The sequence below is a fragment of the Sphingomonas sp. TX0543 genome (assembly GCF_048565505.1).
In the GTDB taxonomy this organism is placed as follows: domain Bacteria; phylum Pseudomonadota; class Alphaproteobacteria; order Sphingomonadales; family Sphingomonadaceae; genus Sphingomonas.
Genome location: NZ_JBLZUS010000002.1, coordinates 1,214,286 through 1,227,813, shown reverse-complemented (window position 1 = coordinate 1,227,813; position 13,528 = coordinate 1,214,286). Strand labels below are relative to the sequence as shown.

The window sequence follows — 13,528 nt, the reverse complement described above, 5'->3', positions numbered from 1 at the left end:
ATAGAGCAATACAAGGGTATGGAACGCCGTCGTCGCGCCGCCTTGTTCATCGCCGCCGCGCTGCTCATTGCCGCGCTAGGCGAGCGGCGGCCGCTTCTTGCGTTGAGCTTCCCCCAGGGTGATTCGGCGATTACCGCGCCCTCGGCTGCTCAGGCGACGGTCGAACTGGGCATGTTCGGGTTGTCGGTTCTCGTGCGGTTGCAGGGCGGCCGCTGAAAGACCGCACAGTATCCGCGTGCCGGATACATCGCGATCACCAGCAACCTTGACCCCCGGCCAACGCCTGCCGCATAGCCCGCCCATGGCTTCCGTACCCGACGAGAATGCAATAACGACCATGACGTTCGAGGCAGCGCTGCGCGAACTTGAAGCGATCGTTCACAAGCTGGAATCCGGCGAAACGCCGCTGGCGGAGGCGATCGATCTTTACGAGCGCGGTAGCGCACTGCGCGCCCGCTGCGCCGAGCGGCTCGATGCGGCACAGACGAGGATCGAGGCTATCCGTCTGGATGCGGAAGGGCGCGTCAGCACCACGCCGTTTGACGCCGGATGAACCCCTCCCCCGCGCTTCAGGCGGCACTGACCGAAACCGCGCACGAGATCGACGCGCGCTTCGATCTGCTGCTGACCGTTCCCGACGATGCCCGCGCAGACCTTTATCGCGCGATGCGCCACGCAGCGATCGGTGGCGGCAAGCGGCTGCGGCCCTTGCTGGTTCTCGCCACCGGCCAGATATTCGGTTGCGACCGCGATCAGATCGCACGCATCGGCACTGCGATCGAGGCGATCCACGTCTATTCGCTGATCCACGATGATCTGCCCGCGATGGACGATGACGACATGCGGCGTGGCAAGCCGACCGTCCACAAGGCGTTTGACGAAGCAATGGCCATTCTGGCTGGCGACTCGCTCCACGCGCTCGCCTTCGAGATACTGGCAGAGCCTGCCACGCATCCCGACCCGTTCGTCCGCGCCGAATTGATGCTGGAATTTGCCCGCGCGGCCGGACCGGCCGGTATGGCGGGCGGCCAGGCGATGGACCTTGAGGCGGAACGCTCCAGCTTCGATCTGGCTACCGTCGGTCGCTTGCAGGCGATGAAGACCGGCGCACTCATTTCCTGCGCGGTGGAGGCCGGGGCGATCCTCGGTCGCGTCGCGCCGGAAGGTCGCATCGGGTTGCGCGGCTATGCGCGCGATGTCGGGCTTGCCTTTCAGATCGTCGATGACCTGATCGACGTCGAGGGCGACGAGGCGACCGTCGGCAAGAAGCTGCGCAAGGATGCCGGGGCGGGCAAGGAGACCTTCGTGTCGCTGCTCGGCATCGAGCCGGCGCGTGAGCGATGCCGGCTGCTGATCGACCAGGCGCTCGCCCATCTCAGGCATTATGGGCGCGAGGCGGATTTGCTGCGCGACATCGCGCGCTACGTGCTGGAAAGGGATCATTGAAGCTATGAGCACCCGTATCGGCGTTTATCCCGGCACATTCGATCCGATCACGCTCGGCCATATGGACATCATCCGTCGCGGCGCCAAGCTGGTGGACCGGCTGGTAATCGGCGTGACGACCAATCCGTCCAAATCCCCGATGTTCTCGCTGCCGGAGCGAATGGCGATCGTCGAGCGCGAGGTGGCGACGATCGAGGCCGATATTCGTGTGGTGAGCTTCGATTCGCTGCTCATGGATTTTGCCGAGCGCGAGGGCGCAGGCGTGATCGTACGCGGGCTGCGCGCAGTGGCTGATTTCGAGTACGAATATCAGATGGCCGGCATGAACCAGCAGATCAATGATCGGATCGAGACGGTTTTCCTGATGGCCGATGTCGCGTTGCAACCGATCGCGTCGCGCCTGGTGAAGGAAATCGCGATCTTCGGCGGTGAGATCGGGAAGTTCGTGACGCCGCACGTGCGCGAGGAAGTGATGGGGCGGGTGCAGGTGCTTGGCCGGCGCGGTGTGTGAAGGTTCAGTTTGGCGCAAGCCGCGCTATGCTTTAGGGCGCGATGCCTGCGCGTGGGCGCGCGGAAGCAAAGCTGGAAAGTCGGATTGATGCGTTTCTTCTGTGTGGTTGCGATCATTGGCGCGCTGACGGCAACGCCGGCCCTCGCCAAGAAGAAGGAAAAGAAGGACACGGTCGTTGAGGCCCAGACGATCGCCGTACGCGCGACGCCGCCGGCGCTGGACGACAAGACCAATCAGTGGCTTCTCGATCTTTCGGATGGCGGCCGCGTGACGATCGCGCTGCGTCCGGATGCCGCACCGCAGACGGTGGAGCGGATCAAGACGCTGACTCGCCAGCATTTCTATGATGGCCTCGCGTTTCACCGCGTGATTGACGGCTTCATGGCGCAGGGCGGCGATCCGAAAGGCGACGGCACCGGCGGCTCCTCGCTGCCGGACCTGAAGGCGGAGTTCAATTTCCTGCCGCACGTGCGCGGCGCAGTCGCCGCGGCGCGGTCGCAATCTGAAGACAGCGCCAACAGCCAATTCTATATCATCTTCCAGCCGAAGCTGTCGCTCGACCGGAAATACACGGTTTTCGGCCGGGTGATTGACGGCATGCAATATGTCGACGCGATCGAGCGCGGCGAGCCGCCCGCGAACCCGACGCGCGTCGTTCACGCCTATATCGCGAGCGACAATCCGCCCGCCTATCAGGCCGCCGCGCCGACACAGGTGAACGCCGGCGCGATACTCGGGCCAGTCACGCTGCCCGGCGCGAGCAAGGCTCCCCAGACGACTGCGAAGCCCAGGAAGCAGTAAGCCCCGCGCACCGGGGACACACGCCGATGGATGTCGATCTGTTCGATTTCACGCTGCCGCCGGAACGCATCGCGCTCCGCCCCGCCGTTCCGCGTGAGGCGGCGCGGATGCTCGTTGCGCGCAGCGACGGGCTGCACGATCGCACGGTTGCGGATCTTCCGGGTGAACTGCGCGCCGGCGATCTGCTCGTATTCAACGATACGCGGGTGATCCCCGCGCAACTGGAGGGTACGCGCGGCGCCGCGCGGATCGGCGCGACGCTGCACAAACGCGAGGGACCGCGCCGCTGGCGCGCTTTCGTGCGCAACGCGAAGCGCGTGCGCGACGGCGATACGATCGATTTCGGCGCCGGGGTGAGCGCGATCGCCGCCGAGCGCGGGGCGGACGGCAGCATCGCACTCGATTTCGCGGGCGAAGAGCCGATCGAGCTGTTGCTGGAGCGCGCCGGGCGGATGCCCCTGCCCCCCTATATCGCCGCCAAACGGCCCACCGACGCGCGCGATGCCGAGGATTACCAGACGATGTTTGCGCGCGAGGCGGGCGCCGTCGCCGCGCCGACCGCTGCGCTGCATTTCACTCCCGCCCTTATCGCCGCGCTGGAGGCAGCCGGGATCGGCCATACTACACTGACGCTGCATGTTGGCGCGGGCACGTTCCTGCCGGTGAAGGCCGAGGATACCAGGGATCATGTGATGCACGCCGAATGGGGGCGCATCGACCCTCCCACTGCCGATCGACTGAACGCCACCCGCGCAGCGGGCGGGCGCATCATTTCCGTTGGCACGACGCCACTTCGGCTGATCGAAAGCGCCACCGATGAAACCGGCCTGGTGCATCCCTTCGAGGGGGATACCGCAATCTTTATCACCCCGGGCTATCGTTTCCGGGGGGTCGACGGGCTTGTCACCAACTTCCACCTGCCCCGATCGACATTATTCATGCTGGTATCGGCGCTGATGGGGCTGGATCGGATGCAGGCAGCATATGCGCACGCGATCGCGAATGGCTATCGTTTCTATTCCTATGGCGACGCTTCGCTGCTGCTGCCCTAGCAAAGGGCTCGACAAGCCCGGCTTGCCGCCCGGATAGCATTTATTCCATATCCGATCTATGCAGTGGGATATGATGTGCGTCTTGGAGGCGCGCATGGTATTCGACCTTTTCGGAATCGGCGGAGCGCTAACACGGTGACCGTGTTGGCGGATACGGTAGCGGCGCTGCGCATCGCCCGCGATACGTGGCGCGCGCGGCAGGACGAGGCGCTGGACGTCGCGAGTTTCCCGTCCCGCAATGCCATCGCGACGATCGTCGATATGCTGGCCGCCGCGCTGTATCCGCGCCGGCTGGGCCGTTTTCGGGGCGTGGCGGGCGACGAGGAGGACGGCTTCGTCGCCGCGAAACTGATCGCGGCCTTCGCCGAGCTGGAGCGAGAGATCGCCGCCGAGCTGGGCTATTGGCAGAAAGAGGCGCGTGCGGATTTCCCGGCGGATCAAGCAATCACGATCGTCCGGCTGTTCGGCGCTGCGTTAGGCGAGGTTCGCGCATTGGTGGATGGCGATGTGGAAGCGGCGTTTCTGGCCGATCCCGCCGCGCGGAGCGTGGACGAAATCCTGTTATGCTACCCCGGCGCGATCGCGGGCCTGCACCACCGGCTTGCCCACCAACTGCACATACTGGGCGCGCCGATCGTCGCGCGACTGATTTCAGAACTGGCCAATGAACGGACCGGGATCGATATTCACCCCGGCGCAACGATCGGCCGCCAGTTCTTCATCGATCACGGCACCGGCGTCGTCATCGGCGAGACCGCGATCATCGGTGATCGCGTGCGGCTTTATCAGCATGTCACGCTGGGCGCGCGCAGCCCGCTCGGCGCGACGGATCGGCGGACGGGCACCGCGCTCGCCCGCCATCCGGTGGTGGAGGACGACGTGGTGATCTATGCCGGGGCAACGATCCTGGGACGCATTTCGATCGGCGCGCGGTCGGTCATCGGCGGCAATGTGTGGCTCTTGACCGATGTGCCGGCAGACAGCGTGATCGTGCAGCCCGAGGCCCGCCGGCTGCCCACCAGCGCCGGCATAACATTACGGCACGAGCTTGAGTCGGCATGATGGGCCGGCGACCTGTGCTGGGCATCATGTGCGGCAACGAAGTGTCGGGACGCCCCGTTCAATCAGTTGCGACGCGCTTCATCGCGCCGGTGACGCATTTATGCGGCGCGACGGTTCTGCTGGTGCCTGCTGTAAGCAACGCCGTCGATGCGCAGGCGGTGGCCGGAGTCCTTGACGGCCTTCTCCTGACGGGTGCCCGCTCGCATGTCTCCCCGGCGCGCTACGGCGGAGAAGAGAACGGCGACTCCGGGGTGATCGACGCGGAACGCGATGCGGTGGCGCTTGAGCTCGCGGGGCGCATGATCGATCGCCGCAAGCCGGTCTATGGCATCTGTCGGGGCCTGCAGGAAATCAACGTGCTGTTCGGCGGCACGCTCGCCCCGCCGGCCCATGCCGGCCGGCATCATCGCGGGTCGTGGGACGAGGAATATGCCAGCCTGTTCGAGCATCGCCATGCGGTCGATCTTGTCGATGGCGGCGTTCTGGCTCAGGCGGCAGGGTGCCAAAGGCTGAACGTCAATTCGGTCCATCAGCAGGGAATCGCGCGCCTCGGCGGGGGGCTGGCGATCGAGGCGGTGTCGTGCGACGACGGGCTGATCGAGGCGATCCGCGCGCCCGATTGCGGCGCGGATCTGCTCGCGGTGCAATGGCATCCTGAGTGGGATGTCGCGCGTTGCACCGCCAGCCAGGCGTTTTTCGCTCTGCTCGGCGAATCGCTACGCGCCACCGTCAGCGTTCGCCACTAGCGGCCGCGTGCCAACGGTGTCGAAGGCTGAAATCGCGCACGCTCGCCTGATGCGACGCGCCAGCGGGGTTGAAAGTGGCGCGTCACCGTTTCCTTGAACCGAAAGCGGTAACGCGCCGGATTGACCTGTCCGGTCGCGTCAGAAGCCCGTCTTGAGCGAGACAAACACCTGCCGCGGCGCGCCGATCAGCAGCGTCTGGTTGTCGCCCTTCTGGCCAAAGCCGTTCGAGCCGATCGTCGCGATATACTGCTTGTCGAGCAGGTTGGTGCCTGAAAGCTGCAGTTCCACCTTGCGATCGCCGGCGATGGCGAGGCGCACCCCGACGGAGGCGTCGAACAAGACACGTCCCGGCACGGACTGGTCGTTGCTGTAGGTGAAATAGCGCTTGCTCATGTAATTCGCGCCGATGCGGCCGAAGAACATGTCGCTGTCATAGGTGATTTCGCCCGAGGCGATATGGCGCGGCGCATCCACCACCGTCTTGTCCTTGATCGCGACACCGCCCAGCAAAACCTTCTGCTGCGTCACCGCGTCGATCACATAGACGTTATCGCGATAACGCGAGTCGTTGTACGCGTAAGAGCCAAACGCGCCGAACCCGTCGGGCAGCTTGATCTGGCCGGTCGCCTCGATCCCGTAGGAGCGCACCCCGCCGACGTTCTGCAACACCGGCGGATTGCCCTGGATGCCCGAGCCGACCGCATAGGCGAGCAGGCGGTTGCGGAAATCGACGTAATAGCCCGCGATCGATCCGGTAAAGATGCCGCTGCGGAAACGCGCGCCCGCCTCATATGTGTCGGACTGTTCCGGCTTGAGATTGCCCAGCGCGTTGAAACCGGCCTGTGTCGTCGCGAACGGGCCGCTGGTGGCGGAGCCGGTGAACGCGCGCGTCACCTGGCTGAAGCCACCGAACAGTTCCGCGTTGGCGCCGAGACGATAGGTGAGGCCCGCGCGCGGCTGGAACCAGTCGGTCGTCTTGATCTTGCCGGAGGCGAGCGAGCCGGCGGTCAGCGGCGTGGCCGTGACGCGTACGTCATAGCCCTTCCACCCCAGATCAACGGTAAGGTCGCCGAACGTGAGCTTGTCACTGACGTAATATTGGAACGTATCCGTCTGGTAGCGATAATCCCATTGCGTGAAGAACGGCATCGTCGGGAAATCGAGGCTGTTGCGCGTCGCCACGGTCAGGCTGTCCAGCCCGTAGAAGCGGCGCGCCTGCCGGAAATCGTTCCGTTCATACCAGCCACCGACGGTTATGTCGCCGAACCCGCCCAGCGACGTGCCGAGCGATCCGAAAATGCCCTTTCGGCGGATGTCGTATTCCGTGGTCCGCACCGACATCGGCACGCCCGAGGGCGAGGCGACATAGGGGGTGAACCAGATCCCGCGCCCGTGATTGTCATGATAATAAGCGCGCAGCTCGCCGTGGATCTTCGCATCCTTGGCGGTTTCGATCCCGACCGAGGCGAGATAATCCTGCCGCAGACCGGCGGCGTCGTAATAAGCGTCGTCGGGGTTGGCGAAGGGCGCGGGATAGGTCGTGCCCGCCGCCGGATTGGTCGGCGTCACCCCGGTATAGCCGGTGTTCGCCCCTACCTGCGATACCAGGATCGCCAGCGGATAATTGTTCGAGATATTGTCCCAGCGATATCCCAGCCGCCGGATCATATCGAGCGACATATCCTGATAGTCGTTCTCGCGCCGATCCGAGAAGTCAAAGGTGCCGACCAGCCGAAGCCCGCTGTCACCGAGCGGCGCGACCGCCTTTGCATTGACCTGATTCTGCCGCTGTACGCCGTATCCCTTCCACTTGTCGGTGGTGAAATGGCCGTAGGAAACATACGCACTCGGCCCGTTCTCGCCCAGGTCGCCGGTGTCGAGCCGGAAGAAACCATGCCAGGTGTTGTTGCTGCCATAGGTGCCGTTGAGCGTGGCGCCGAATTCGTGCTTCGGATCGGAGGAGATGAATTCGATCGTGCCGCCGAGGTTGTTGGTCGCCTGCGTTCCGATCGCGCCGGAGCCCTGCGCGACACGGACCGTGGCGATGTTTTCCGAGCTGATCGCGCGGCTGATGTGCAGGCCGTTGGTGTTGCCATAGCTGCCGTCGCCCAGCGGGATGCCGTCCAGCGTGAAGCCGAGCTGGTTCTGGTTGAAGCCGCGGATCGAGACACGCTCCGACCATTCGTAGTTGCCGAACGCGTCCGCCGACTGGAAATTGACGCCGGGCAGCTTGCTGATCGCCTTCAGCGGGCTGGTCGCCGGCACGATCAGATCGAAATCGCGCGTGCTGATTTCCTGCACCTGGCGCGTCTCGCCGCGCCCGATCACCACGATATCGTCGCTGGCCGACGTGTCGGCGGCGGCAACCGCGGCCGTTGCATCGGCGGGCGCTTCGGCCGCGGCGAGCGACGGCCATGCGACGGAGGCGAGCAACAGCGTTGCGATCACGGACTTGCGCGTCATGAATGTCCCCTTTTGCGGGGACAACTGGCCCCGTCTTGACGGGCGGCCTAGCGGGCGATCCTTGCAATCCGGCGACAATATGCTTTCATAACGGTGTCAGAACGGAGACGGTTCTGAGACAGCGCCGATCGGTCAACACTCAGCCTGGCAACAGCGCCAGTCGCTGCCCGGCGCGGATCGGATCGCCTTCTCCGATAGCCGCCAGCGGGATGCCGGGTGGCAAGAACAGCACGATCGTTGAGCCGTGCTCGAACCAGCCCATTTCCGCGCCCCTGGCGAAGCGCTTCGTACAGGGGATTCGGGCGCCCGTCCGATCCCGGAGCGCCTCGCCATCGCCCAGAAACGGCAGCCGGATGCTCGCGACCAGAATGGCGGCCACCGGCACCAGCAGGATAGGCACGCCATTCGGGAGCCGCCCCTCGATCACCGCGCGTTCGTTCCGGCAGAACAGTCGCTCCACCCGCTTGAGCGCGATCGGGTTCACGTTCCAGCAATCGCCCGAAAGGTGCGTCACGCCCTCCACCGTCATGTCGCATGGCGCGTGGAAGCGATGGTACATGCCGGCCGTCAGCCGCAGCGTGACGAACGATCCGTCGCGATAGCTGTCCACGAGCGCTGGATCGGGGACGAGTTCGCCGAGGCGATAGGGATAGCCCTTGATCTGGAACAGCCGGTCGTCCTCGATCCGCCCGTGCGCGCCGACGATCGCGTCGCATGGGCTGACGATCGCGGCCGGATCGGGATCGGGCGCGCGCGCGCCATCCTTCAGCCGTCGGATGAAGCCCTCGCGCAGCGAACGGAAGCGCTGCGTCTCGGCATCGCTGAGATCGACGTTCGCGAAAAAGCGCCACGCCGCCAGCGCCGGTCGTGCCACGACCGGATGTTCGATCCGCGCGATCCGCGCCACCAGCCGCGTCGCGAACCGGCGCGGAATGCGATTGGTCAGCAGGAAATTGAGGTCTTCCTGCAACAGCACCCCGAGCAGCTTTTCGCGCATTGTCATTACCGCGTCACCTCGTTGCGCTGTGTGGCCTTATGGTGAAGTTCATCGCTGCGTTGCTCGGCGCGACCGCTGCCGGAGCATTTGTCGCCCCGAAGGCGCGCGCGCGACTGGCGCTGTCGCGCGCCAAACATCGCTCGCTCGGCGGCCATGTGCGGATGGCGAAGCGCATCGCCGGGCAGATACCGTTCTACAGCTATGGCGATCAGCGTTTCTTCACGGCGGACGGCGCCGATGAACAGGTGGGCGCGCGGCGCCGCGCGTCGTTCGATCGCCTGGCGATCCTGTATGCGGATCGCTTCCGCCAGACGCTGGCGCTGACCGCGACGGCGCGCGAGGGCCTCTCCGACCTCCAGTTCACCGGCCGTTATCGCGTACCGTTCCAGTTCAGCGAGCGCGTGCGGCGCAGCCTGGGATCCGGCGCATTCCTTGCGCGGTCGGAGGGGCCGTGGCTGATCGATCTGGATGGCAACCGCCTGATCGATCTGACCGGCTCCTATGGCGTCAACCTGCTCGGCAACGATGCATACAAGGCGATGATGCGCGAGGCGCTGGCGCTGGCCGAACCCCTCGGCGCGGTGCTCGGCTCCTATCACCCGGTGGTCGCCGACAATGTCGCGCGGCTGCGCGCGCTGTCGGGGCTGGAGGAGGTATCCTTCCACATGTCCGGCACCGAGGCGGTGATGCAGGCGGTGCGGCTGGCGCGCTATCACACGCGACGGCCCCGCCTGGTGCGGTTCGCCGGCGCCTATCACGGCTGGTGGGGCGAGGTTCAGCCGGGGATCGGCAACCCCGTCCCCGCCGATCGCACGCTCACGCTGGCCGACCTCTCCGAACAGTCGCTGCGCGTGCTGGCGCGGCGGCGCGACATCGCCTGTGTGCTGGTCAATCCGTTGCAGGCGCTGCACCCGAATGCCGCCGCGCCATCGGACGGGCAACTGATCGATTCCAGCCGCCGCGCGGGCACCGACCTCGATGCCTATGCCGCGTGGCTGCGCCGGCTCGCGGCGGTGTGCCGCGAGAACGGCATCGTGCTGATCCTCGACGAGGTGTTCCTCGGCTTCCGGCTTGCCCCCGGCAGCTTCGCGCGACGCCTCGGGATCCAGCCGGACATGATAACCTGGGGCAAATCGCTCGGCGGGGGGCTGCCGGTCGGGGTGCTCACCGGGCGCGCCGATCTGATGAAGCGCTGGCGCGACGATCGCCCGGTCGACATCTGCTTCGCGCGCGGCACGTTCAACGCGCATCCCTATGTGATGAGCGCGATGAACGCCTTTCTGCGGCGCATGGAAACGCCGGAGATCGTGGCGCTCTACGACGGGCTGGACGAACGCTGGGATGCCCGGGCGGCAAGGATGAACGAGGCGCTCGCCTTCGCCGGCCTGCCGGTGCGCGTCGCTCATCTCTCCAGCATCTGGACAATGTTCTACACGCGGCCGTCGCGTTACAACTGGATGCTGCAATATTATCTCCGCGCCGAAGGGCTGGCGCTCAGCTGGGTCGGCACGGGGCGGCTCATCTTCAGTTTCGACATCGACGACGCGCTGTTCGAAGAGATCGTGCAGCGCGTCGTCCGCGCAGGGCTCGCGATGCGCGGCGATGGCTGGTGGGACGGTCCCGAGGCGACCGACAGGGAGCTGCGGCGCGCGGTGCTGCGGGAAACGATCGCCAGGAGGCTCGGGCGCGCGGCCGGCTGAGCGATGGCTCACGCGGCCGCGTGCGGGTCTCCGCGCTCGCCCTTCAGCAAACGCTTCGGTGCCGAGCGATACAGCCGGAAGTCACTGAAAGGATCGGTGACGATCTTCGTTGCCCATACGAGGCCCGTTTCCAGATCACGCTGCACCCAGAGCTGAAGAACGCGCAGCACGATCGCGCCGATGCCCAGGAACAGCCAGCCAAAGCCGACATGCCGCAGGAAGCCGATGAAGCTTTCCGGCGTCGCCAGCAGGCCGAACAGTGACGGCTGGAGCCACAGCACGACCGGGATCGCCAGCCAGCTTGTCATCAACACCCATTTGCGGGCGAGATTATAGCCGATCTTCACCTCTTCCTTGTAATCGTGGCTCACGCCGTTCTCGTGATCGAAGCCTTTCGGCTCGAAAAAGAAATGGCCCGCCTGCCGGCTCGTCATCGCCACGCCCCAGGCAAGCAGGCTGGCCAGCGCCGCATCAACGAACAGCATGGCATAGGCGACCATGAAGGTGCAGGCGGAAACGAAGTGCAGGCTCTGGTTGACCAGGCTGTGGTGATAGAAGCGATGATCGTCCCAGCGCTGCTCGGCGAGTTGCGCGCGGAAACCGGCGTTGCCCTGTTCGTCCTCGAAACGCAGCTTGCGGATATTCGGCATCATGCAACCTCCCGTTTGGCGATCCGCACCAGCGAAAAATGACCGAACGGCGGGATCGGCCGGTTTTCGATCAGTTCGACATCGCGGCGCGTCGCGATCCAGTCCGTGTAGAGGCTGAAGGGGAATTGCGTGCGGAAGCCGAGCCGGCTGGTGATCGGCATCAGGCCCTTCTCGATCGCGCCCCGCATGCCATCCTCCGCGCTCACCCGCGTGGTGATGATGATCTCGCCGCCCGGGCGGCAGACCCGCGCGAACTCGTCCAGCGCGTGCATCGGATTGGGCACCGCGCTGACGACATATTGCGCCACCACCGCGTCATAGGATGCGGTGGCGATATCGAGCGCCTCGGCATCGCCGACCCGGATCGCCTCGATATTGCGCAGGCCGTACCGCTCCACGCGGTCGCGCGCCTTCGCCAGCATGTCCTCTGAAATGTCGATGCCGGTGATCCGGCTTCCGGCGCCATAGTGCGGCAGCGAGATGCCGGTGCCGACGCCCACCTCGAGGATGCGCGCGCCGACATGCTCCGCCGCCCGGATCGCGGCGAGGCGCCCCTGTCGAAAAACGGCGCCGAAAACGAGATCGTAGAATGGCGCCCAGCGATCGTAGGCGGTCGCTACGCCGTCGGTGGTCATTACAGCGGTCATATTGCGGCATACCCCTGGTCGGGACCGCCCCGGGCCCCGGTTCCACCACGCTTATGCTAAGCAACTATTGCAGCACCAAGACAGCGCGCACGGTTTCATCATGCGCACTCCCCAGTTCCGCGAACCGTCGACCGGATGCAGGTCGCGGGCGGGACCAGCGATCGCGCGCCCACGACCGCCCGGCAACGCGCCCGGCGCGACGCCGCCATCGCCGGGGTCGCCGCGCTGTGGCCCCGCGATCGGCCCGATCACCCTCGATCCGCAACTCGCCGAAGCTGGTGGCGCGATCTCGACGGGAATCGGGTTTCCATCGCGACAGAGGGCGCATGGACCATGTGACAGGATGAGCTTCCCCGCCCGGAGACTGTTGCGATCCGGCAAGATGCCATGCCGCCCGAAGCAAATATGGACGCTTGCGGCTTTTCCGTTTCTCCGTGATCGGGGGGGGGGCCGTTTCCGGGCAGGCTTAATCGCTCAAGGGTCCGCCAAATACTGTTCCCCTGCGCGCTCGTTCATCGACGTGGAGGCTGAACACATCCGGGCGTGAGTAGTGGCCCACGACGTCGAAATCATAGCGGGCGCGGATCAGCTCGGCGGTATCGATCGCAGCGGTGACGAGCCCGGTCTCGCGCTCGAACGGGCCTGCCAGCACCTCGCCCAGCGGACCCACGATCATGCTGCCGCCGCCGATCAGGGGCCGATCCGCGTCCCAGTGCTCGACGGCCGTGCCGAGATCGGCGGGCGATGGCTGGACCTGGCACGCGCTGATGACAAAGCAGCGGCCCTCGTGCGCGATGTGACGCATTGAGATGAGCCATATGTCACGTTCGTCCACCGTGGGCGCACACCAGATTTCGACGCCCTTGGCATACATTGCGGTGCGGAACAGCGGCATGTGGTTCTCCCAGCAGATCGCCGCCCCGAGCTTTCCCGCCGGGGTTTCCACCACCGGCATGGTCGAGCCGTCGCCCTGAGACCAGATCAGCCGTTCGGTGCCGGTGGGCATCAGCTTGCGGTGCTTTGCGACGATGCCGCCCTCCGCCGTGATGAAGACGGCGGTGCAGAACAGCGATGAACCCGCACGCTCGATCACGCCCAGGACCAGCGTGGCGCCGGTTCGCGCGCTCAGACCAGCCAGTTCGGCCAGCTCCGGGCCATCGATGTCGACCGCATTATCGTAATAGCGCGCGAAGGCCTCCCGCCCCTCCGGCATCCGGAAGCCGAGCCGCGTGCCGAACTGCTCGCCCTTGGGATAGCCGCCCAGCAACGCTTCCGGCATCACGACCAGCTGCGCGCCCGCCGCGGCGATGCGCTCCTCGAACGCGAGGATGTTGCGGAGGGTGGCGGCTTTGCCCGCGTAATCGGACCCGATCTGGAGGGCGGCGACAGTGACCTTGTTCATGAAAACCTTCTACTCGGCGGCCCCTGACCGGAGAAGCCTCGGGGGTTGGCG

At 65.7% G+C, this 13,528-nt stretch carries 14 protein-coding genes; 9 read left to right on the top strand and 5 right to left on the bottom strand.

What is annotated here, in order from left to right:
* The first annotated feature begins 18 nt into the window (after nucleotides 1–18).
* The 8 genes from ACM61V_RS06535 (at nucleotide 19) to ACM61V_RS06500 (ending at nucleotide 5,618) form a co-directional block, all read left to right on the top strand.
* Nucleotides 19–216, top strand: a complete 198-nt coding sequence (locus ACM61V_RS06535; protein WP_137787216.1) for a hypothetical protein — start codon at nucleotides 19–21, stop codon at nucleotides 214–216.
* Between the two features lie 85 nt (nucleotides 217–301).
* Nucleotides 302–553, top strand: a complete 252-nt coding sequence (locus tag ACM61V_RS06530; RefSeq protein ID WP_137787217.1) for an exodeoxyribonuclease VII small subunit — start codon at nucleotides 302–304, stop codon at nucleotides 551–553.
* Nucleotides 550–1,446 (top strand): polyprenyl synthetase family protein, encoded by an 897-nt coding sequence (locus ACM61V_RS06525; protein WP_137787218.1) that lies wholly within the window; start codon nucleotides 550–552, stop codon nucleotides 1,444–1,446. Before ACM61V_RS06530 ends, ACM61V_RS06525 begins: the two co-directional genes overlap by 4 nt.
* 4 nt (nucleotides 1,447–1,450) lie before the next feature.
* Nucleotides 1,451–1,957, top strand: coding sequence for a pantetheine-phosphate adenylyltransferase (coaD, locus tag ACM61V_RS06520; protein ID WP_137787219.1), 507 nt, complete (start codon nucleotides 1,451–1,453; stop codon nucleotides 1,955–1,957).
* A gap of 87 nt (nucleotides 1,958–2,044) precedes the next feature.
* Entirely contained in the window at nucleotides 2,045–2,758 is a 714-nt protein-coding gene (locus ACM61V_RS06515; protein WP_137787220.1) for a peptidylprolyl isomerase, read from the top strand.
* Between the two features lie 26 nt (nucleotides 2,759–2,784).
* Complete coding sequence (queA, locus tag ACM61V_RS06510) at nucleotides 2,785–3,810, top strand: tRNA preQ1(34) S-adenosylmethionine ribosyltransferase-isomerase QueA (protein WP_137787221.1); 1,026 nt, start codon at nucleotides 2,785–2,787, stop codon at nucleotides 3,808–3,810.
* Nucleotides 3,811–3,945: 135 nt separating this feature from the next.
* Entirely contained in the window at nucleotides 3,946–4,872 is a 927-nt protein-coding gene (epsC, locus tag ACM61V_RS06505; protein WP_249341584.1) for a serine O-acetyltransferase EpsC, read from the top strand.
* A complete protein-coding gene (locus ACM61V_RS06500) occupies nucleotides 4,872–5,618 on the top strand; it encodes a gamma-glutamyl-gamma-aminobutyrate hydrolase family protein (protein WP_249341585.1) in 747 nt (248 codons plus the stop codon). Before epsC ends, ACM61V_RS06500 begins: the two co-directional genes overlap by 1 nt.
* 138 nt (nucleotides 5,619–5,756) lie before the next feature.
* On the opposite strand, the gene ACM61V_RS06495 is transcribed toward ACM61V_RS06500, so the two are convergent.
* Together ACM61V_RS06495 and asd are read right to left on the bottom strand one after the other, a co-directional pair.
* Entirely contained in the window at nucleotides 5,757–8,081 is a 2,325-nt protein-coding gene (locus tag ACM61V_RS06495; RefSeq protein ID WP_137787222.1) for a TonB-dependent receptor, read from the bottom strand.
* 139 nt (nucleotides 8,082–8,220) lie between these two features.
* Nucleotides 8,221–9,084 carry an archaetidylserine decarboxylase gene (gene asd / locus ACM61V_RS06490; RefSeq protein WP_137787223.1) on the bottom strand — a complete coding sequence of 288 codons (864 nt, stop codon included), beginning with the start codon at nucleotides 9,082–9,084 and terminating at the stop codon, nucleotides 8,221–8,223.
* A 35-nt stretch (nucleotides 9,085–9,119) separates the two neighbouring features.
* Here asd and ACM61V_RS06485 point away from each other — a divergent pair, with 35 nt between their 5' ends.
* Nucleotides 9,120–10,778: an aminotransferase class III-fold pyridoxal phosphate-dependent enzyme gene (locus tag ACM61V_RS06485; RefSeq protein ID WP_249341586.1), complete on the top strand. Its 1,659-nt coding sequence runs from the start codon at nucleotides 9,120–9,122 to the stop codon at nucleotides 10,776–10,778.
* An 8-nt stretch (nucleotides 10,779–10,786) separates the two neighbouring features.
* Here the strand turns inward: ACM61V_RS06485 and ACM61V_RS06480 are convergent, their stop codons facing one another.
* The 3 genes from ACM61V_RS06480 to ACM61V_RS06470 all read right to left on the bottom strand — a co-directional run bounded on the left by ACM61V_RS06480 (nucleotide 10,787) and on the right by ACM61V_RS06470 (nucleotide 13,477).
* Nucleotides 10,787–11,431, bottom strand: a complete 645-nt coding sequence (locus ACM61V_RS06480; protein WP_249341587.1) for a hypothetical protein — start codon at nucleotides 11,429–11,431, stop codon at nucleotides 10,787–10,789.
* Nucleotides 11,428–12,063, bottom strand: a complete 636-nt coding sequence (locus tag ACM61V_RS06475) for a class I SAM-dependent methyltransferase (RefSeq protein WP_249341588.1) — start codon at nucleotides 12,061–12,063, stop codon at nucleotides 11,428–11,430. The genes ACM61V_RS06480 and ACM61V_RS06475 overlap by 4 nt, the downstream gene beginning before the upstream one ends.
* 478 nt (nucleotides 12,064–12,541) lie before the next feature.
* Nucleotides 12,542–13,477, bottom strand: coding sequence for a carbon-nitrogen hydrolase family protein (locus ACM61V_RS06470; protein ID WP_137787226.1), 936 nt, complete (start codon nucleotides 13,475–13,477; stop codon nucleotides 12,542–12,544).
* Nucleotides 13,478–13,528: the final 51 nt, after the last annotated feature.